The sequence below is a fragment of the Parafrankia sp. EAN1pec genome, from assembly GCF_000018005.1.
Lineage (GTDB): Bacteria > Actinomycetota > Actinomycetes > Frankiales > Frankiaceae > Parafrankia > Parafrankia soli.
Genome location: NC_009921.1, coordinates 8,355,586 through 8,375,291 on the forward strand (window position 1 = coordinate 8,355,586; position 19,706 = coordinate 8,375,291).

Sequence of the window (19,706 nt, forward strand, 5' to 3'; positions counted from 1 at the left end):
GATCTACGACCGCCGAGCTGCGCCCGCCAGGCGGTGGCACGGACAACAATGTCACGGACGGCAGTGACGCACATGACACCGAAATCGCGAGGACGCGGCGTTTCTCGGCGCCGGTGATTCACCCAGCTGAAGTAGTGTACGTTCATTCACTAGCTGTGGTACTAGGCGCGCCGGGAGGAACCATGGCCGAGCAGGTAGCCCACTCCCCCGACACCGCCGGGTCACAACGGCCTCGGCGGCTCACCGCCGAGGCCCGCAAGCGCTCGATCCTCAAGGCCGCCCGCCAGGCCTTCATCGAGACGGGCGACATGAACGGCACGACCATCAAGGCGATCGCCGAGCGTGGCGGAATCAGCGAAGGCGTGATCTACCGCCATTTCGAGAGCAAGGACCAGCTCTTCTACGAGGCCGTGGTCGAGCCGCTGCGCGAGGCCGTGGACGAGCTCGTCGCCGCGACCGAGGTCGTCGATCTCGAGGAGCCGCTGACCCCCGAGCGGCAGCTGCAGACGATGAACGGCCTCTACCGCCAGCTCATCTCCACCCTGGAGGAAGTCCTCCCGCTGCTGGGCCTGGTGCTCTTCGGCGACCCGAAGGTCGGCCGGCGGTTCTACCGCAAGCACTTCGCGGTCGCGATGGACCGGCTCGCCGATGCCTGGCGCGACGTCGAGGACCGCTACGGATTCGAGTTCGAGTCGCCCGACCTCTCCGCCCGCGCGGTGATGGGCATCGCCCTCGTCCTGGCCATGGAGAGCCGCCACAACGACCTGTTCAACCGCGATCGGGCGGTCGCCCTGATCAGCGAGAGCACGATCAAGGGCTTCTTCCCCGTCATCGAGCCCTCCCGCCGCCGCCGCTGACCCCACCCTGCCGGTCGCCCGGCCTCCCAGCTGACGCCTGCGCCCGCTGCGGTGTCAGCGCCGAAGTGAGCTGTGTGTGCGATCAAGAGGATGGCTGAGCCAACTCGCTTCACTCGCCGGCCCCCGAGCGCCGGCGGACGGTCGGATGCCGGCCGGCCGCGCCAGCCCGGAATACCTGTGAGGGGACGGCCACCCCGGCCCGTCGAATCGCTCTGGCCAGCGCCTGGCCCGACGATCTGGCACGTTGGTAGCAAGTAAGCACTCACATGGTTGATAAGGTCAACGACCAGTGCGGACCACACCAACGAAGATCAACTAAAGCTAGCGAGCACTCGCTCATGGTGTTAGGCTCCGCCGAGAGTCACCCCCAGGGAGGCACTGTGCGTGACCGGCTGATGTACAGGGATGCGTTCTATATCAACGGGACATGGGCCGCGCCGGCCGGCTCCGGGACTCTGAACGTGGTGTCGCCCTCGACCGAAGAGATCGTGGGCGCGTTACCCGAAGCCACCCGCGAGGACATGGACAGGGCGGTCCGCGCCGCGCGCGACGCCTTCGAGAACGGCCCCTGGCCACGGATGTCCGCGGCCGAGCGAGCCGACATCCTGGCCCGGGCCGCCGAGGCCCTGCGCAAGCACGAAGCCGAGATCGCCCAGGTCACCACCGACGAGATGGGCTGCGCGACCAGCCAGGCCAAGGCCGCCCAGACCGGCCTGGTCGCCCCCGTCTTCGAGTACTACAGCGAGCTGGCCCGCAGCTACGAGTTCGAGCGGACCGTGGTGGCCGGTGACCGCGGCGCCCTGGTGACGCAGGAACCGGTCGGCGTGGTCGCCGCGATCGTTCCCTGGAACGCGCCGGTCACGCTGGCCGCGTGGAAGGCCGCTCCGGCGCTGGCCGCCGGCTGCACGGTCGTCCTCAAGCCGGCGCCCGAGGCCCCGCTGAGCAACTTCATCCTCGCCGACGCGATGGACGAGGCGGGTGTGCCGCCCGGCGTGGTCAACGTCGTCCCCGGCGGCCGCGAGGTCGGCGAGTACCTGGTCACCCACCCGGACGTCGCCAAGGTCGCGTTCACCGGGTCGACGGCGGCCGGCCAGCGGATCATGAGCCTGTGCGGCGAGGCCGTCCGGCGGGTCTCCCTCGAGCTGGGCGGCAAGTCGGCCTCGATCCTGGTCGACGACGCCGACTTCGACACCGTCGTCCCGACTGTCGTGCGCGGCGGCATGCACCTCTCCGGCCAGGTCTGCGGTGCGCACACCCGCGTCCTGGTGCCGCGCTCGCGCTACGAGAAGGTGCTCGAGATCGCCGCCGCGGCCGCCGCGGGCGTCTCGGTCGGCGACCCGCACGACCCCTCCGTCTTCGTCGGCCCCCTAGTCGCCGAGCGGCAGCGGACGCGGGTCGAGGGCTACATCGAGGGCGCGGTGCGCGACGGCGCCCGCGTGGTCGCCGGCGGCGTCCGCCCGGAGCACCTGCCGCGGGGCTGGTACGTCGCCCCGACCATCATCGGCGACGTCGACAACAACATGCGGATCGCCCGGGAGGAGATCTTCGGGCCGGTCCTCTGCTTCCTCCCCTACGACGACATCGACGACGCGGTCCGCATCGCGAACGACTCCCAGTACGGGCTGTCCGGTGGTGTGTGGTCGGCCGACCCGGCACGCGGCGTGGAGGTCGCCCGGCGCATCCGCACCGGCAGCGTGGCCGTCAACGGCGCCTACCCGCCGTTCCCGCTGGTGCCCTTCGGTGGGTTCAAGCAGTCCGGTCTCGGCCGTGAGCTCGGCCCCGAGGGCCTGGCCGGCTTCCTGGAGACCCGCAGCATCGGTCTTCCCGCCGCGCTCGTGGCGGCGTCCCAGCCGACCCCGTGACACCGGGTGCGGGCCGCCGGGGGTGCCGCCGTCGGCGGGGCCTCCAGCGGGCCGCCCCGACAGGTCCGGAAAACGTCTCATGCCGGGAGAGCACGGCTTAGCATCCACCTCGTCCGGGATGTCGGCGCGCTTTCCGCCGCGGAGAACCATCCCGGGCAGCCGCCAACGACACCGGGAGGATTGCGTGCCGAAGGGCATTCTGGTCGTGCAGACCCGTCCCGTCTCCGCCGAGCGCGAGGACGAGTACAACAAGTGGTATTCCGAGGAGCACGTGCCCGACATCCTCGCGATCCCCGGTTTTGTGGGCGCGCGCCGCTACCGGGTTCACGACACCGCCGACGTGACGGCCGATCCGGCGACGCCCGAGTACATCACCATCTACGAGATCGAGGCTGACGACCTCGCCACGCCGCTGCAGGCGCTGCGGACCAGCTCCAACGAGGGCCGCGTCCGGCGCAGCAGCTCCCTGCAGACCGACCCGCCGCCACTGCGGACCTTCTACGAGCTCATCGACTAGCCGCAAAGAGGAGAACCGGTGTCGACACTCACGCCCCCCGACGCGGTGGCGCTCCCGTTTCTCGACGGCGGGCCGCGGCGGTTGCTGATCGGCGGCGAATGGACTGACGCGGCCTCCGGCCGCACCTTCCCCAGCATCAACCCGTCCACCGGCGAGACGCTGACCGAATTGGCCGAGGGCGGCGCCGAGGACGTCAACCGGGCCGTCGCCGCGGCGCGCGCGGCCTTCGAGGGCCCGTGGCGGCGCATGCTCCCCAGTGAGCGGCAGGACCTGATCTGGGCGTTCGCGGACGCGGTCACGGCCCACCAGGAGGAGCTGAAGCTGCTCGAGGCGCTCGACATGGGCGCGCCGATCGGGCGCCGCCGCCCCGGGACGAAGCCGGGCTCGTCCTGGGAGGCCGGCGTCCTGCGCTACTTCGCCGGCTGGGTTACCAAGATCCACGGGGAGACCATCCCCAACTCGATCCCGCGCCAGGTCCTCAGCTACACGCTCAAGGAGCCGATCGGGGTGGTAGCCGCGATCGTGCCCTGGAACCGGCCGGTCAGCAACGCCATCTGGAAGATCGCGCCCGTGCTGGCGGCGGGGTGCACGATGGTGCTCAAGCCCGCCGAGGAGGCCAGCCTCGCCGCGCTGCGGCTCGGTGAGCTGCTCACCGAGGTCGGGATCCCGCCCGGCGTGGTGAACATCGTGACCGGCCCCGGGGAGACGGCCGGCGCGGCCCTGTCCGAGCACCCGGACGTCGACAAGGTGGCCTTCACCGGGTCCACGACGACCGGGCAGCACATCGTGCGGGCGGCGGCCGGCAACCTGAAGCGGGTCTCCCTGGAGCTGGGCGGCAAGTCGCCCGATGTGGTCTTCGCCGACGCGGACCTGGATCGGGCGGTGCCCGGCGCGGCGATGGCAGTGTTCACGAACTCCGGCCAGATCTGCTGCGCGGGAACCCGCATCTTCGTCGAGCGGTCGATCCACGACGAGTTCGTCGAGCGGATCGCCACGTTCACCGCGAACCTGCAGGTCGGCAACAGCCTCGACCCGAAGACCAGGATCGGGCCGCTGGTCTCGGCCGAGCAGCTCGAGCGCGTCGTCGGCTACCTCGACCTCTCCAGGGAGGAGGGCGCGCGGGCCGCCGCCGGCGGTGCCCGCATCGAGACCGACGACCTGGCTCGGGGGTACTTCGTCGCGCCGACCGTCCTCACCGACGTGCACGACGAGATGCGGGTGGTCCGGGAGGAGATCTTCGGTCCCGTCGCCTGCGTGCTGCCCTTCGACTCGGTCGAAGAGGTGACGGCCCGCTCCAACGACACCCAGTTCGGCCTGGCCGGCGGGGTGTGGACCAGGGACGTCGGCAAGGCCCACCGGCTGGCGCGCGACCTGCGGGCCGGAACGGTGTGGGTGAACAACTTCAACCTCATGGACCCTGCCGTCCCCTTCGGTGGATACAAGACCAGCGGCTGGGGCCGAGAAATGGGACACCAGGCCCTCGACGAGTACCTCAACGTCAAGTCGGTCTGGATCGACATGGCCTGATCCGGGCGGCCGGGTGCGGGCGCCTACGGAAACGACACAACCACCCGTGAACGTCTCGGAGAAAGTGATGAACCAGATGCCCACGCCTGCCGCCGCCGCCGCTCCGATGCCCGACGAATGGTGCCTGAAGGACTTCGACCACCTCTCCACTGACCTCGCGGCCGTCTTTCCCGAGACTATGGACCGGATGCGGACCTTATGCCCGGTCACGCACACCGGGCAGCACGGCGGCTTCTGGGTGGTGACGAAGTACGGGGACGTCCTCGACGTCGCCCAGGACTGGGAGTCGTTCAGCTCCGCCTACGGCCTGGCGATCCCGCCGAGCACGACGCACGTCCGTAACATCCCGGTCGAGGTCGACCCGCCGGAGCAGCGCGTCTACAAGAAGCTGGTCAACTCGCACTTCACGCCGAAAGCGATCGCGGGCTGGGAGGCCCCGGCCCGCGCGCTCGTCACCGACCTCATCGACGAGTTCATCGAGCGCGGCGAGTGCGAGTTCATGGACGACTTCGCCCGCCCGTTCCCGAGCCTGTCGTTCTTCAAGTTCGCGTTGGACGCCCCCACCGAGGACCTCGACAAGGTCTCCTTCCTCGCGTCCAAGGCCTCCATTCCGAACGACCCGATCGGTAAGGAGTGCTGGGCCGGTCTCTCCGAGTGGATCAACGGTTTCGTCGAGCAGCGGCGGCAGCGCCCGCCCCGCGGTGACGTCGTCGACGCCCTCCTCAAGGCGGAGTTCGAGGGCCGCCCGCTGACCCAGAAGGAGATCGTCGGCATCGTCCAGCTCCTCATCCTGGGTGGGCTCGAGACGACGGCCGGGGCGCTCGGTCTGATGCTGCTGCGTTTCAGCCGGCAGCCGGAGATCCCCGCCTACCTGCGCGCGCATCCTGAGCGGATTCCCGCCGGGGTGGAGGAGCTGCTGCGGCTCGACGGGCCGTTCATCGCGATCGCCCGGACCGCCACCCGGGACATCGAGCTCGACGGCAAGCAGATCAGCAAGGGCGACCGGGTCCTCATCTACTGGGCCTCCGCCAACCACGACGACGCCGAGTTCACGAACCCGAAGACCTTCGACATCGACCGCTCGCCGAACCGCCATCTCGCGTTCGGCGCCGGGCCGCACCGCTGCCTCGGCTCGAACGTCGCCCGGCTGAACATGCGGATCGCCCTCGAGGAGCTGCTTCGGCGGATGGACGACATCCGCCTCCGCGAGGATGCCGACATCCACTTCCACTCGACCCTCACCCGGGCGCCCCTGCACGTCCCCATCACCTTCACCCCCGGCCCCCGTTCCGCGCCGGTCGGCTGACCCCGGGCACCGGAGCCGCCGGCCGGTTGATCAGGGACGCGCGCTCCGCACGGTCTCCCGGACGGGTTCGCTGCCGGGGCCTGTCCGCTGCGCCGTGCCGATCGACGCGGGGCTCGGGCGACCCAGCATTACGAGGGCGACCACGGCCGCGATCAGGGTGAGCACCGCGGCCACCAGCAGGCACAGGTGCAGGCCGTCGAGGAAGGAGTCTCCCAGCGCGGCCATGACCCGGGCGGAGCCCGCATCGACATTCGCGGCAACGGCGTTCAGTCCGCCCGCCTCGGCCAGGGCGACCGCTCGCTGCTGATCCGCGGTCGGGAGACCGGCGTCGGCGAGATGGCCCGGGAGGGTGTCCAACGCGCGGGTGGTGAGCAGCGTGCCGAGGACCGCGGGGCCGAGTGCGCCACCGACCTGTCGGAAGGCGTTGTTACCCGCCGCCGCCATCCCCGCCAGCGGGTAGGGCACGGAGGCGACGGCGGTGGCCGTCATCGGCGTGATGACCGTGCCCATACCCAGCCCCATCAGGACCAGCCGCCAGGCGATCGAGACGAACGAGGTGTCCGCGTCCACCGTGAGGAGCGACGCCAACGAACCGGTTACCACGAGCAGCCCACCGGTGATCAGGATCCGGGCGGACGTTCTGTGGAGGAGGTGTCCGACCGGGCCGCCGACGAGAAGCGCCGGCAGCGTCACCATCAGCAGCCGCCAGCCTGCCTGGAGCGTGTCGAGCTGCTGCACCATGCCGAAATAGAGGCTGAGCACGAAGAAGAAGCCGATCAGACCCAGGAAGCTGATCATCGCGACGAGCGTTGTGGCGGTGAACCCCGGGCTGCGGAAAAGCCGCAGGTCGAGCATCGGGCTGGTGCTGCGCCGTTCGACCATGACGAAGGCGGCACCGGCGACAACGGCCACGGCAAGCGCAACGACGACCCGCGCCTCGGTGAAGGACCCGGCTCCGCCCTCGATGACTCCGTACACCAGTCCGATGATCGCCACGGCGGCCGTGATCTGGCCGGGCCAGTCCAGGTGGCGACCGTGCGCCGCGGCCCGTGAGTCGGACAGCGTCGTCGCCCCGACCACGAGCGCCAGCAGCGCGACGGGGATCGACGGCAGGTGATCCAGCGCCAGCCGACGTGATCGAGCAGCACGCCCGCGATCAGCGGGCCGACGGCGAGCGCGCCCATCAGGGACATCGCCCACATGCCGATGAACCTGCCCCGCTCCCGGAAGTCCGGGACCGCGTCGCTGATCAGTGCCAGCGTGGTGGGCAGCAGCGCCGCCGCACCCACGCCCGAGAACGCCTGGCCGACCCAGATCACCTGCACGGACGTCGCGCTCAGCGCGATCGCCGCGCCGGCGGCGCAGCAGGCCAGCCCCGCCAGGTAGACCTTCTTCCGGCCATGGACGTCACCGAACACGCCGGTGCTGAGGATGAGCGCGGCCATGGGCAGGACGAACGCGTCGGAGATCCAGGAGAGCTGGGCGGTCGACGCGCCGAGCGCCTGCTGTATGGCCGGCAGGCTGACCGAGACCGTGGTGACCGGCAGGTATGCGACGAAGACGCCGAGACAGGCCATGGCCAGGGTGACCGGCCGCCGGACGGCGGTGTGCGCCGTTGCGTTCACATGTTCTCCTTGCAGCGCTTCACGCCGCGCGCTCAGGTCTGCTGACGGTGGTGGGGCGGGCCCGGAGGTGCTGTTGCCCTTGCTGCCGCCCTGCCAGCATCACGACCGGATCAAGGAATCTCCAAAGCGGACGCCGAAAATGTGCAGGAGCCCCCGGTTGCCCGCCCATGGCATGCAAACTTCCCTCATGACAGACCACCTGGACGCACAGATCCTCCACGCGCTCCAGATCGCGCCACGCGCGTCATTCCGACGCATCGGAGAGGCCACCGACGTCTCGGAGCAGACGGCCGCCCGCCGCTACCACGCCCTGCGTCGCAGCGGAGTCGTGCGCGTGGTCGGTCTGGTCAACCCCCGGGTCCACGGGCACGCCCAGTGGGTCGCCCGCATCCACTGCCGACCTGACCGCGTCAGTCAGCTCGCCAGCGCCCTGGTCCGCCAGCCGGAGATCACCTACGTCAGCATCGCGTCCGGCGGCACGGAGATCATCTGCATGATCCACGCACCCGTCGGCGACCAGCACGAGGGCCTGCTGCTGCGGCAGCTGCCCCGGTCCGCGGCCGTCCTCGCCATCACCGTCGACCTGCTGATCCACGCGTCCGGCGAGCCCGGCGCGCCGGACTGGACGGGGTACGGCGCCTACCTCACCCCGGAGCAGGTCCGTTGCCTTCTCCGCGACGAGCCGCCCCGCAGACCGCCCGGCCCGCTCCTGACTCCGTCCGAGCAGGATCTCCCCCTGCTGCGGGCGCTCGGCGAGGACGGCCGCGTCACTCACACCCACCTCGCCGCGGCGACCGGATGGTCCATGTCCCGGGTGGCCCGCCGGCTGGAGGCGCTGGAGTCCGCGGGAACTCTCCTCTACGGAGTAGACCTCCTGCCGGAACGGCTTGGGTACAAGATCAACGCCACGCTCTGGCTGCGCGTCTCGCCGGCTCACATCCGGAGCGTGAGCGAGGATCTCGCCCGTCATGACGAGATCGCCTTCGTGGGCGCCACAAGCGGGCGCGACAACCTGATGGCCATCGCGATCTGTCGCGGCGTCGAGGATCTCTACGACTACCTGACCTCCCGCCTGGCGCGGATCCCGGGCATCCACACCTACGCGGTCAGCATCAGAGTCCAGCGACTGAAGCAGGCCGCGTCGGTCATCGCGCACGGTCGACTCGTCCCCGCCGCCGGCGTCCGGGGGCACCTGAGCGCTGTCGGCGCGGAGTCGGCCCAGCTGTCGGCAAGCGGCAGGCGCTACGGTCCGGACGACCGCGCCGGTATGGACTGAGGACGGGATCGAATGCCTTTACACGACGTCCTGGACAATCCGGTCTGGGCGGCGCCGACCGGACCACACGCCTCGTGTGCCGAGGTACACGGCCAGGCAGCGCGTTACCGGAGCGACATCACGGTCTTCGCCGCGCTGGCCGCCCAGACAGACCCCGCCGCCTGGCAGAACCTCGCGGAGCTCCTCGGGCCCGGACACGGACATCGCGGTGCTCGACGCAGACGATGTTCCCGAGGACGCCTGGTGACAACGGTGGTCGCGGGCATCCGGGCCCGCGGCGAGACGCCGTTCCTGCACACCACCGCCACTAACACCAGTGCGATCCGGCTCTACGAGTCTCGGGTTCACCCGCCGAGCCCGCCCAGTTGGCCGCCTGGTTGGGTCGAACAGGGATACCGGCGCGAGCGCGCCATGTCCGGACCACCCGGCACAGCCCCGCCAGACCGCCCCACCACACCGCGAAGATCAGAAACAGACCACACGCAGTACACGCCACCGAGATCCACAGCGGGCACTCAAGAGCGCACCGCGCTCGATGCTGGAATTCCGGAGCCTGGTTTCTGGTGTGGTGGGGGTTAGAAGGGTGGCTGTGTGTCGTGGGGTATTTTCCACCCCGAGGCGGTGTGGCCCGACGGTTCATCACCACCCCCTCCCGTCGTACCGGCCTTGTTCTGCGGTTCGATGTATGAATGTGGGTGGGTGACGAGCGTCGCCCCGAACGGACCCGTCCAGACGAACGTTCCTTCCCGCGGTTGTGTCAGCCGCCAACGGCCGGAGTGCTTCATGCGGTGATGCTTGCGGCACGTAGGCCCGAGGTTCCGGGTGAGCGTCGACCCGCCGCTCGCATGCGCCACCGTGTGGTCGATATCCGCGCGTCGCGACGTACGCGCGCAGCCCGGGAAGACACAGCTACGGTTCCGTGCCCGCACATGCCGGGCCTGAGCCGCGGTCGGTAGGCGCCGGTCGGCGATCTCGACGAGCGTGCCCTGAGGGTCGGTGAGGATCCGCCGCCACGTCGACCCCGGCCGTGCGGCCATCTCCCGGGCCACCGCCGCGGGGACCGGCCCGTACCCGGGGATCTCCCCGGGATCCTCCGCCAACCCCAGCAGCACCGTCACCGGGACCACGACCTGCACCTCGCACGGCAGCGGCACCGCATGCTCGGTCCGCCCGCAGAGGAGATCGACGAGGACATCCGCGCGGATCTGGTCACGACTGCGACTGTCCTCGGCCGTTCGGTGCGCGGCGATCCCCTGGGCGATCTGATCGACCCGCTGGTAGCAGGCGGTCGCCTCCTCGGCGGGCAGCACCGCCGACAGGCAACTCGTCCCGTCCTCCCCCGGTGACACCCGTACCCGCCGTTCCTTCTTCCGGGCCCGCGCGCGTTCGGCCGCGCCGGCCGGGTCCACCGTGTGCACGGCACGACGGCACGCATCCGTGAACGCCCCCCGGGTCGGCCGCGCACCCCCGGCCAGCACACGGGCCTCGACCTGCGCCGCGAGCGGACCGTCGAGCGGACGGACCGCGTTCTCCAACGAACGCGGCCGCTGCACGTCCAGCACCCCGGCCTTCAACGCCTCCACCGCGTGGGGCAGCCGGCGCGCCACCGTGCACGCGAACAGCATCTGACTCGCCGCGGCCTGCGGGGACACCCCCAGCACCGCCGCGACATCCTCAGGAGCGAACTCGTCGAACAGAACCTCCCGGCCGGCCGCCGGGGGCCGCAGGTCGGCGAACTGCGCCAACAGCCCCAGCAGGTCCGCGTTCCCCGCCGCTATCGACCGGACCGCCGCACCGATCCGCACCAGCAGCCCACGCACCCGCCCCTCGAACGTTCTCTCCTGCTCCGGCACGTCAACCGGACTGGAACCGTCCCCGTCGACCTGCACACTCCGCGCGGTATTCATGGCGCCGACACCCACCCCACAATAAGATCGAACACACGTTCGACCATAGGAGTGTCCGGGCCACCCCGACAAGCGCGAACCAGACGAGACCACACCAAGTCCACATTCACCCAGGAAGATTTCTCGTTGCGAACGGGCGGCGGACTCTACGGAATGGTTGATACGTTTCGCTTAACGTAGTAGCAGTGAGTCGCCTACCGGGACCGCGGGTACAATATTTGTCGAGACTGTCAGCAGGGCCCGGAGACTGTGCACCGCCTCCGGAAGGAGCGCGTCTTGCATATCCCGTCACCGCCCTCGGATCGCCGATATCTTCCCGGTCGGGCTGATCGTGGCCTGTCGCGTGCTGTCCGCCTTCGCCCTCAGCTTGCATATCGGATGGCTCAGCCTCAACGAACTCCTCGTCGTCGCCATCTTCGAGATTTTCGCCATTGCGATCGCGGCTCTGCAGGTCAGGCGCCCAGCCCGGCGGTGCGGCCTTCGCCGGTTCCGGTGAGCAGTGCACGAGCGTGGGCGAGCACGATCGAGTCACTGTCGGTGTAGACCACCCGGCAGTCCGGGGCGATGCTCTGGGCGACCTCGTGCGGGTTCGGCGAAGTGGGAAGCCGGTGCCAACGTCAAGGAACCGGCTCCCCGCGTCCCGGGCGAGAAACCGGGTCACCGGTGCAGGAACGCACGGTAATCCGGTCCGAGGTGCGTGCCCAGGACCGGCGGATGGGGGTGATGCCTCGCCTGCGCCGCGGCACCAGACCCACACCGTTGGTGAGCGCCCGGTAGTGGTGGCCGTGGGTGACGGATTGTTGAGTGTCAGCCAGGGTTGCTTCGTAACAAGGTTGCGAAGATGAACCGGTGCCGACCGGCGGTAGCGCCGCACGGCAGCACGCCACCCGGGGTCCGACAGGTCCCGGCGCGGGCGGTGAATGTGGGGCGGGGGCTCGATGGGGGACGTACGTGCAACGGCACGAGGCAGGTGACGCGCCGCCGACAGCGGGCGCGGGTCGGGACAGTGCCGACGCGCACCAGAGCGTCGGCGAGCGCGAAGCCACCGGCACACGCCGGAACACCGGATCAGACCGGAACACCGGATCAGGCCGAAAGACCGGATCAGGCGGAAAGACCGGATCAGACCGGACGAGCGGGTCGGACCGGGCAGCCACGCCAGGCCGGGCAGCGACGACAAAGCGGAGCGCCGCGTCCGAACGGACAGCCACGCCAGAGCGGAAGACCGGGTCAAGCCGGAACACCGACTCGACCCGGAGAACCGGCGGCAGGAGCAAGGCGACCACCGGCGCGAGCCGGAGAGCCGCCGGCACAGGCGACGTGGTGACCGATACCGCCGAGGACACCGCCACCGAGGTCCCCGGCAACGCGTCCGGAGCGGGCACCGACCCGGTGCCGAAGACCGGCGAAGGTCCCGGCGGCGCTGGTGGAGGTGTAGGCGTGGACGTGCCCGGGTCTTCGGGCCCGCTCCCGTCCGCTGCCGGGACGGACGGGCCCGCCGGGAGCGGTGCGGGCGAGGACGTGATCGCGCGGACGCTGCCGTACGAGCGCCTCGGCACGCCGGGCTCGCCGATGCGGCCGGACAAGACTCTCCTCAGCTCCGTGGCTCGGACCAGTGCCACCAGCCAGAGCAGCCCCGCCAACTCGGGCAGCTCAACCAGCACGGACAGCCCCACCCATTCGGACAGCCCTTTCCGCCAGCGGGCCTCTGCCGGCCTGGGCAGCCCCGTGAGCAAGGGCGGGGGCCCGGTTGGGAGCACCAGCGAGAACCCCGTCCCGGACGGGCCAGGGCCCGGAGCCAGGCCCGAAGCCGAAGCCGGAGCCGAAGCCGCGGACCCGGACGAAGCTGCCCAGGCGCCAGGGGCCGGAGGCCAGGGGAAGGACAGCCGCCGCGGCGGGAATCACCGCGGCGGGACGGCTCGTCGAGGTAGGCCGCGCCGACGACGTCGCACCGTGCTCGGGGTCGCCGCCGCCGCGATGGTCATCCTGCTCGGCGCGATCGGCCTGGTGACGCTCACCGGCGGCCCGGATTCGCGGCGTTCGGCCGATGCCCCGGCGGCGAGTCAGGCCCCGGATACGGCGAAGGCGCCCGGGGCGCAGCCCGCGCAGCCGGAGCCGGCACCGACCGGGCCGGCCGCGCCGGGGGTGCGGTGGCCCTCCGGGGCGAACGGGAACCCGCCACTGGACATCCGCGCCTGGGAGGCGTGGACGGGGCGGCTGACGAACGTCGCGGTCGTCTTCACGAAACGTAATGACTGGAACCAGATCGCCTACGACAACTGGCCGATGTCGGACTACCCGCCGGGGGTGTACAACGGGCAGCTTTCCATCGCCCAGCCGCTGTTCCCGCGGTCGGGTGACGAGCGGACCTGCGCCCGGGGTCACTATGACGCCTACTGGGCGGCGTTCGGCCAGACCCTGACGCGTAACGGCCGGCCCGACGCCATCGTCCGGCTCGGCTGGGAGTTCAACGGGAACTGGTTCTGGTGGTATCCGCGGGACACCGCGACCTGGAAGACCTGTTTCCAGCGGGCGGTCACCCAGATCCGGTCGACGGCGCCGGCGGTGCGGATCGACTTCAACGTCAGCGCGCACCGTGACCGGATGCCGAACGGTGACGACGTGTGGGCGGCCTACCCGGGCGACGAGTTCGTGAGCATCGTCAGCAGTGACGCCTACGACTCCTACCCGCCGTCGCGCTCCGCGGAGACCTTCGACCAGCAGTGCAACATTCCGTCGGGGGCGTGCACCGTGGCCGCGTTCGCGCGGGCGCACGGCAAGCAGTTCGCGGTGCCGGAGTGGGGGCTCGTCCGGGTGGACGGGAACGGCGGCGGCGACAATCCGCTCTTCATCGAGAAGATGCACGACCTGTTCGACCGGAACCGGGACATCCTCGCCTACGAGGCGTATTTCAGCACCGCCGAGGCGGACAACGTGCGTTCCTCGCTGATCAACCCGCCGCTGAACCCGATGGCCGCGCAGCGGTACCTGGAGCTGTTCGGTGCCGGGGCCGGCGGCAGTGGCAGCCCCGGCGGCCTGTGACCCGGGTGGTGACCGGTCCGGCCGTGATCTGAACGGCGGCCCGGTCCGGCCGTGACCCGGGCCGTGACCCGGGCCGGCTCGAGGAGCGTGGTGGCTGCTCTCCGCGCCGGCCCGGGTCACGGGCGGCCCTACCCCGTCATCTGGGCGTGGGCCCGCGTACCGGTCAGGCGGAGGCCTCGTACTCGGCCACGAAGGGCGTGTCAGCCTTGATCTTGCCCACGGTCTTGGCGCCACCGGGATCGCCGAGCGGCTCGTCCCGGCCGGGCAGGACCTTGGTGAAGAACTCCTTCTCGCTCTTCACGAAGGGGCGCTCGGCCTTGGGAACCTCCAGGTCGAGCATGATGGCGCCGATCGGGCAGGCGGACGCACACGCGCCGCATTCCGTGCACTCGTTCGGATTGATGTAGAGCTTCCGGTCGCCCTCGTAGATGGCGTCGACCGGGCATTCGTCCAGGCAGGCTGTGTCTTTGACGTCGATGCAGGGTGACGTGACGACGTAGGGCATCGGAGTTCTTCTTTCCTTCTACGGACTACGCGGGTCCGGTGGGGTCTCGTTCAGCTGTCTGCGGCCGGGGTTCACGCCCGCGCCGGGACCGCCCAGGAGTCTTCGCCGGTGAGCAGTTCCTGCAGGTCACCGCGGCCGCCCGCGCGGGCGGTGGTGAGGCGCTCCTGGTACTGCTTGTCGAAGCTGGGTCGCTCCACCGCGCGGTACACGCCGATCGGCGCGAGCTCGGGGTGGGTGTCGGCGATCCGGGCGAGGGCGTAGGCGTAGGTCGGGCTGGTCGAGCGCGGGTCGTGGATCACGATGCCCTTCTCCGTCGACCGGCCGAACTTCAGGTCACCGGTCTCGGGGTCGCGCAGGATCGCCCACTGGCTGTCCGCCCCGAACAGGATCGGCTGGCCGGCCTCGAGCCGGATCGGGCCGTCGGCCGCGGTCGGCTCCGTCGCGGAGGCGGCGGCGTCGTCGCGCGGCGCGACGTTGAAGGTCGGGCAGTTCTGCCGGATCTCCACCAGCGCCGAGCCGTCGTGCGCGTGGGCGGCGGCGAGGATCTCCAGCATGTGCTTGCGGTCGGTGTCGACCGTGCGGGCGAGGAAGGTCGCCTCGGCGCCCAGGGCCAGCGCGGCCGGGTTGAACGAGTGGTCCAGCGAGCCGAACGGGCTGGACGGGGTGACCGTGCCGGGCTTCGTCGCGGGCGAGAACTGGCCCTTGGTCAGGCCGTAGATCTGGTTGTTGAACATGACGATCTTGAGGTTCACGTTGCGGCGCAGCGCGTGGATCAGGTGGTTGCCACCGATCGACAGCGAGTCGCCGTCACCGGTCATGACCCAGACGGACAGGTCCGGCCGGTTGATCGAGATACCGGTCGCGATGGACGGCGCCCGCCCGTGGATCGAGTGGATGCCGTAGGTCTCGAGGTAGTACGGCAGCCGGGACGAGCACCCGATGCCGGAGACCACCACGAAGTTCTCGCGCGGGATCCCGAGGGTCGGGAGCAGGTTCCGCATCCCGTTGAGGATCGCGTGGTCACCGCACCCCGGGCACCAGCGGGCGTCCTGCCCGGTGGAGAAGTCCTTCGCCGTGAGCTGCTTGCCTACCGCGTCTGAGCTGGTCACTTGCCCGCCTCCGAATCCGATCCGAGCTCGCTGCGGCCCAGCTCGCTCATGCCGAGCGTGCTGGCGCCGCCCGCGGCCTTGATGTCCTCACTGGTGATCTCGGTGTCGCCGAGGTCGGCCCCGTGGACGAGCCGGGTGAACACCGCGGCCAGCTCGACCGCGCGGAAGGGAAGCCCGCGGGTCTGGGTGTAGCCGACGGTCTCGACCCCGCACTGCATCCGCAGCAGGCCGGAGAGCTGGCCGAGGTTCATCTCGGGCACCAGCACCGTGTCGTAGGACGACAGCACGGCCGCGAGGTTCGCCGGCAGCGGGTTGAGGTAGCGCAGGTGCGCCTGGGCGATGGCCAGCCCCTGGTCGCGGACGAGCCGGCAGGCGGCGCCGATCGGCCCGTAGGTCGAGCCCCAGCCGACCACCAGCACCCGGGCACCGAAGCCGGGCGCCCCGCTCGGGTCGTCGACCTCCAGCGCCGGCACCTTGACGCCGTCGACCTTGTTCTGGCGGGTGCGGACCATCAGGTCGTGGTTGTCCGCGTCGTGCGAGAGCTCGCCGCTGCCGTCGGCCTTCTCCAGACCACCGATGCGGTGCTCCAGACCGGGGGTGCCGGGGATGGCCAGCGGGCGGGCGAGGGTACGCGGGTCACGGGCATACGGGTGGAACGCCGGCTTGCCGTCCTTGCCCACGGCGTTGGGCGCGGTGGCGAACTCGATGCCGAGCTCGGGGAGCTCCTCGACCGCCGGGACCTTCCACGGCTCGCTGCCGTTGGCGATGTAGGAGTCGGACAGCAGGATGACCGGGGTGCGCCGCTCCAGTGCGATCTGCGCCGCCTCGAACGCGGCGTCGAAGCAGTCCGCGGGCGACTGCGCGGCCAGCACCGGCAGCGGGGCCTCGCCGTGCCGGCCGTAGAGGGCCTGCAGCAGGTCGGACTGCTCGGTCTTCGTCGGCAGGCCGGTGGACGGGCCACCGCGCTGCACGTTGACGATGACCAGCGGCAGCTCCAGCGAGATCGCCAGGCCGATCGCCTCGGACTTGAGCGCCATGCCGGGGCCGGAGGTGACGGTGACGCCCAGCATGCCGGCGAACGAGCCGCCGATCGCCGCGCCGATCGCCGCGATCTCGTCCTCGGCCTGGAAGTGGCGGACGTCGTGCGAGGTGAGCTTGCTCAGCTCGTGCAGGACGTCGGTCGCCGGGGTGATCGGGTACGCGCCGAGGAACAGCGGCATCCCGGCCTGGTGCGCGGCGGCGACGAGACCGAAGGCGATGGCCTTGTTGCCGCGCATGTGCCGGTAGGTGCCCGGGGGCAGCGCGGCGGGCTTCACCTCGTAGGAGACTGCGAACGCCTCGGTGGTGTCGCCGTAGTTCACACCGGCCTTGAGCGCCGCGAGGTTGCCGGCCAGGATCTCCGGCGGCTTCTTGGCGAAGCGCTTCTCCAGGTAGGCGACGGTGCTCTCGGTGCCCTGGTTGAACATCCAGGAGACCAGGCCGAGGGCGAACATGTTCTTCGTCCGGGCGGCGTCCTTGCGCTTGAGGCCGAGGCCGTCGGTGGCGCCGACGGCGAGCCCGGTCAGGTCGACCGCGTGCACGATGTAGTTGCCCAGCGAGCCGTCGGTCAGCGGGTCGGAGTCGTACCCGGCCTTCTCCAGCGAGCGCACGTTGAACGCGCCCGAGTCGACGATCAGCACGCCCCCGGGACGCAGGTCCTTCAGCGTCGCCTTCAGCGCCGCCGGGTTCATCGCGACGAGGACGTCGGGCTGGTCACCCGGGGTGGTGATGTCGTGGTCGGCGACATGCAGCTGGTAGCTGGACACACCGCCGACGGTTCCGGCTGGCGCCCGGATCTCGGCCGGGAAGTCCGGCAGCGTGGCCACGTCGTTGCCGGCCTCCGCGGCCTGCGCGCCGAAGCGGTCGCCGGTGAGCTGCATGCCGTCGCCGGAGTCGCCGGCGAACCGGATCACGACCCCCTTGAGGCGGCGTACCCGCGATTCAGGCTGTTCGAAGAGCTCGGTTGTCATCTCGAACCTCGTCTTGGATGGGGGTGCTCTGGGAAAGGGAGCGGACGCGCAGGACAGCGCGGGCCACCAGATCCGCGGCGGTGCGGATCTCCTCCGTCGTGGTGGCGCGGCCCAGGCTGAAGCGCAGGCTCTCCCGGGCCTCGGTGGCCGTGCGGCCCATGGCGAGCAGGACGTGGGACGGCTCGTCCCCGCCACCGCTGCACGCCGAGCCGGCCGAGATCGCCACGCGCGGAGCACAGGCCTGGACCTCGTCGGCACCGGCGCCGACGAAGCGGAGATTGACGGTGTTCGGCAGCCTGGCGCGGTCCGGGCCGTTGAGCTCGACGGCTCCGGGCCCGAGCCGCTTCGCCAGGTTCTCCGTCAACAGCGCAGTCAGCAGCGCCGTCAGCTCGCCCTGGTGCCTGCCGTCGTCGGCCATCGACTCGGCCGCGATGCGGGCGGCCGCTCCGAAGCCGGCGATCCCGGCGGTGTTGAGGGTGCCGGCCCGCAGGCCGCGTTCCTGGCCGCCGCCGTGCACCCTGGGCGCGAGGCGCGGCCAGGCGTCCTTCGACGCGATCAGCGCGCCGACGCCTTTGGGGCCGTAGAGCTTGTGCGCGGACGCGACGGCCAGGTCGACGCCTGTCTGCTCGAGCTCGACCGGGATGCGGCCGAGGGCCTGGGTGACGTCGCACAGGAGCAACGCCCCGGCGGAGTGCACCGGTTCGACCAGTGGCCGCAGGTCGTTCACGGCCCCGGTCTCGTTGTTCGCCGCCATCACCGCGACCAGCGCGACGTCCGGCCCGAGCCGGCGCCGCAGGTCGTCGACGTCGACGGTGCCGTCCGGGTGGACGGCGATCCGCTCGGCGACTGTTGCGTTGGCCGCTGCGGCGGCGGCGTCGGCGGCGCCGAGCACCGCGGGATGCTCGGTGGCCCCGACGAGGATCCGGCGTCGCCCCGGCTCGGCGGTGGCGAGGACCCCGCCGATCGCCAGGTTGGCGGCCTCGGTCGCCCCGGAGGTGAACACGACCTCGCGGGGGCGGGCGCCGGCGAGCGACGCGACCTCGCGCCGGGCCCGCTCGACGATCCGCGTCGCCTCCTGGCCGGGGGCGTGCTTGCTGGCCGGGTTGGCGAACCGCTCGGTGAACAGCGGGAGCATCACCTCGACCACCCGCGGGTCGACGGGCGTGGTCGCGTTGTGGTCGAGGTAGATCACTGTGGCTCCCCGGGGCCGGGTCGCTGGCCGCTGCCGGACGGTCCGCCGCAGGTCGGGCAGTGCGGGTCGCGCCGGGCCCGCAGCACCTGGAAGTCCAGGTCCCAGAGGTCGAACTGGAGCAGCCTGCCGGCCGCGGGCTCACCGAACCCGGATATGATCTTTATCGCCTCGGTCGCGGCGAGGCAGCCGACCATCCCGGACACGGCGCCGAGGACGGTGAAACCCAGCGGCTGCCAGGACGGGTCGCCCTCGGTGAAGACACAGCGCAGGCACGGCGACCCGGGCCGGACGACGAGCATGTTGCCCTCGGTCGCGTTCATCGCGGCGACGACCGCCGGGGTCCGGGCCGCCACGCAGGTGTCGTTGAGCAGGTAGCGGTCGGGGAAGTTGTGGCGGGCGTCCACGACGACGTCCGCCTCGGCGACGAGGCGGCCCAGCTCGGGGAGCTGGGACAGCTCGCGGTCGATCGCGACGATCTCGACTCCCGGGTGGTGCGCGCGCAGGGTCTGCTCCGCGCAGGCCACCCGGGAGCCACCGATCCACTCGGGACGCATCAGGGTCTGCCGGTTGAGGTCGGGCTCCTCCAGTGCGCCCGGGTGGACCAGGACCAGCCGGCCGACCCCGGCGGCGGCGAGGTAGGTAGCGGCCGCCCCGCCGACGCCGCCCACGCCCGCCACGAGCACGGTCGCGCCGCGCAGCCGCTCCTGGGCCGCCGGGCCGAAGCCCGGCAGGTCGAGCTGCCGGTCGTACCGACCGGGCAGGCTCGCTCCCCCGCTGCGCTGCGCCGGCGCTGTCGGTGTCGGTGCCGGGGCCAGCGCCGTCGGTGCCAGCGCCGTTGCTGGCACCGCGGCCTCGGACGCCCCGCGGGCATCGACCGGACCGACCGGGCCGGACGCCGGCGGAGAGCTACGCCGGGTCACTATCATGCTGCGCTCCATGACTGGTCCGTGTGTTCCGTCGGGGGGTCGGTGT

14 protein-coding genes and 2 pseudogenes are annotated in these 19,706 nt (G+C 71.1%); 8 read left to right on the forward strand and 8 right to left on the reverse strand.

What is annotated here, in order from left to right; translation table 11 throughout:
• Positions 1-182: 182 nt before the first annotated feature.
• The 5 genes from FRANEAN1_RS34235 to FRANEAN1_RS34255 all read left to right on the forward strand — a co-directional run bounded on the left by FRANEAN1_RS34235 (position 183) and on the right by FRANEAN1_RS34255 (position 6,069).
• Positions 183-857: a TetR/AcrR family transcriptional regulator gene (locus FRANEAN1_RS34235; RefSeq protein WP_020464256.1), complete on the forward strand. Its 675-nt coding sequence runs from the start codon at positions 183-185 to the stop codon at positions 855-857.
• Between the two features lie 380 nt (positions 858-1,237).
• Positions 1,238-2,719, forward strand: coding sequence for an aldehyde dehydrogenase (locus tag FRANEAN1_RS34240; protein WP_020464257.1), 1,482 nt, complete (start codon positions 1,238-1,240; stop codon positions 2,717-2,719).
• A gap of 184 nt (positions 2,720-2,903) precedes the next feature.
• Positions 2,904-3,236: a DUF4286 family protein gene (locus FRANEAN1_RS34245; protein WP_020464258.1), complete on the forward strand. Its 333-nt coding sequence runs from the start codon at positions 2,904-2,906 to the stop codon at positions 3,234-3,236.
• A gap of 18 nt (positions 3,237-3,254) precedes the next feature.
• Positions 3,255-4,763 (forward strand): aldehyde dehydrogenase family protein, encoded by a 1,509-nt coding sequence (locus FRANEAN1_RS34250; protein ID WP_020464259.1) that lies wholly within the window; start codon positions 3,255-3,257, stop codon positions 4,761-4,763.
• Positions 4,764-4,830: 67 nt separating this feature from the next.
• Positions 4,831-6,069, forward strand: a complete 1,239-nt coding sequence (locus FRANEAN1_RS34255; protein WP_020464260.1) for a cytochrome P450 — start codon at positions 4,831-4,833, stop codon at positions 6,067-6,069.
• 30 nt (positions 6,070-6,099) lie between these two features.
• Here FRANEAN1_RS34255 and FRANEAN1_RS44405 read toward each other — a convergent pair.
• Positions 6,100-7,646 (reverse strand): annotated as a pseudogene (locus tag FRANEAN1_RS44405) (MFS transporter).
• Between the two features lie 235 nt (positions 7,647-7,881).
• Between FRANEAN1_RS44405 and FRANEAN1_RS34265 the strand changes: the two are divergent.
• Both FRANEAN1_RS34265 and FRANEAN1_RS40050 read left to right on the forward strand, forming a co-directional pair.
• On the forward strand, positions 7,882-8,970 hold the full coding sequence (locus FRANEAN1_RS34265) for an Lrp/AsnC family transcriptional regulator (protein ID WP_063748364.1): 1,089 nt from the start codon (positions 7,882-7,884) through the stop codon (positions 8,968-8,970).
• A gap of 12 nt (positions 8,971-8,982) precedes the next feature.
• Positions 8,983-9,549, forward strand: a complete 567-nt coding sequence (locus FRANEAN1_RS40050; RefSeq protein ID WP_020464263.1) for a GNAT family N-acetyltransferase — start codon at positions 8,983-8,985, stop codon at positions 9,547-9,549.
• On the opposite strand, the gene FRANEAN1_RS34270 is transcribed toward FRANEAN1_RS40050, so the two are convergent.
• Both FRANEAN1_RS34270 and FRANEAN1_RS44410 read right to left on the reverse strand, forming a co-directional pair.
• Positions 9,546-10,877, reverse strand: coding sequence for an HNH endonuclease signature motif containing protein (locus FRANEAN1_RS34270; RefSeq protein WP_020464264.1), 1,332 nt, complete (start codon positions 10,875-10,877; stop codon positions 9,546-9,548). The two genes, FRANEAN1_RS40050 and FRANEAN1_RS34270, sit on opposite strands and share 4 nt — an antisense overlap.
• A 455-nt stretch (positions 10,878-11,332) precedes the next feature.
• Positions 11,333-11,535 (reverse strand): annotated as a pseudogene (locus FRANEAN1_RS44410) (SAM-dependent methyltransferase); the annotation flags it as partial.
• A gap of 665 nt (positions 11,536-12,200) precedes the next feature.
• Between FRANEAN1_RS44410 and FRANEAN1_RS44415 the strand changes: the two are divergent.
• Entirely contained in the window at positions 12,201-13,919 is a 1,719-nt protein-coding gene (locus tag FRANEAN1_RS44415) for a glycosyl hydrolase (RefSeq protein WP_347176881.1), read from the forward strand.
• Between the two features lie 163 nt (positions 13,920-14,082).
• Here FRANEAN1_RS44415 and fdxA read toward each other — a convergent pair whose 3' ends face one another.
• The 5 genes from fdxA to FRANEAN1_RS34300 all read right to left on the reverse strand — a co-directional run bounded on the left by fdxA (position 14,083) and on the right by FRANEAN1_RS34300 (position 19,672).
• Positions 14,083-14,424, reverse strand: a complete 342-nt coding sequence (gene fdxA / locus FRANEAN1_RS34280; RefSeq protein WP_018501689.1) for a ferredoxin — start codon at positions 14,422-14,424, stop codon at positions 14,083-14,085.
• A gap of 71 nt (positions 14,425-14,495) precedes the next feature.
• Positions 14,496-15,533, reverse strand: coding sequence for a 2-oxoacid:ferredoxin oxidoreductase subunit beta (locus tag FRANEAN1_RS34285; protein ID WP_020464267.1), 1,038 nt, complete (start codon positions 15,531-15,533; stop codon positions 14,496-14,498).
• A complete protein-coding gene (locus FRANEAN1_RS34290; RefSeq protein ID WP_020464268.1) occupies positions 15,530-17,542 on the reverse strand; it encodes a 2-oxoacid:acceptor oxidoreductase subunit alpha in 2,013 nt (670 codons plus the stop codon). The genes FRANEAN1_RS34285 and FRANEAN1_RS34290 overlap by 4 nt, the downstream gene beginning before the upstream one ends.
• Entirely contained in the window at positions 17,514-18,734 is a 1,221-nt protein-coding gene (locus tag FRANEAN1_RS34295; RefSeq protein ID WP_020464269.1) for a cysteine desulfurase family protein, read from the reverse strand. Before FRANEAN1_RS34295 ends, FRANEAN1_RS34290 begins: the two co-directional genes overlap by 29 nt.
• A complete protein-coding gene (locus FRANEAN1_RS34300) occupies positions 18,731-19,672 on the reverse strand; it encodes a HesA/MoeB/ThiF family protein (RefSeq protein ID WP_083788416.1) in 942 nt (313 codons plus the stop codon). Before FRANEAN1_RS34300 ends, FRANEAN1_RS34295 begins: the two co-directional genes overlap by 4 nt.
• Positions 19,673-19,706 lie beyond the last annotated feature (34 nt).

Excerpts from the sequence above, each read along its gene's own strand:
- FRANEAN1_RS34265 (WP_063748364.1), top strand. The coding sequence starts at position 7,882 with ATGACAGACCACCTGGACGCACAGATCCTCCACGCGCTCCAGATCGCG.
- FRANEAN1_RS34290 (WP_020464268.1), bottom strand. The coding sequence starts at position 17,542 with ATGACAACCGAGCTCTTCGAACAGCCTGAATCGCGGGTACGCCGCCTC.
- FRANEAN1_RS40050 (WP_020464263.1), top strand. The coding sequence starts at position 8,983 with ATGCCTTTACACGACGTCCTGGACAATCCGGTCTGGGCGGCGCCGACC.
- FRANEAN1_RS34300 (WP_083788416.1), bottom strand. The coding sequence starts at position 19,672 with ATGGAGCGCAGCATGATAGTGACCCGGCGTAGCTCTCCGCCGGCGTCC.
- FRANEAN1_RS34235 (WP_020464256.1), top strand. The coding sequence starts at position 183 with ATGGCCGAGCAGGTAGCCCACTCCCCCGACACCGCCGGGTCACAACGG.
- FRANEAN1_RS34255 (WP_020464260.1), top strand. The coding sequence starts at position 4,831 with ATGAACCAGATGCCCACGCCTGCCGCCGCCGCCGCTCCGATGCCCGAC.
- FRANEAN1_RS34270 (WP_020464264.1), bottom strand. The coding sequence starts at position 10,877 with ATGAATACCGCGCGGAGTGTGCAGGTCGACGGGGACGGTTCCAGTCCG.
- fdxA (WP_018501689.1), bottom strand. The coding sequence starts at position 14,424 with ATGCCCTACGTCGTCACGTCACCCTGCATCGACGTCAAAGACACAGCC.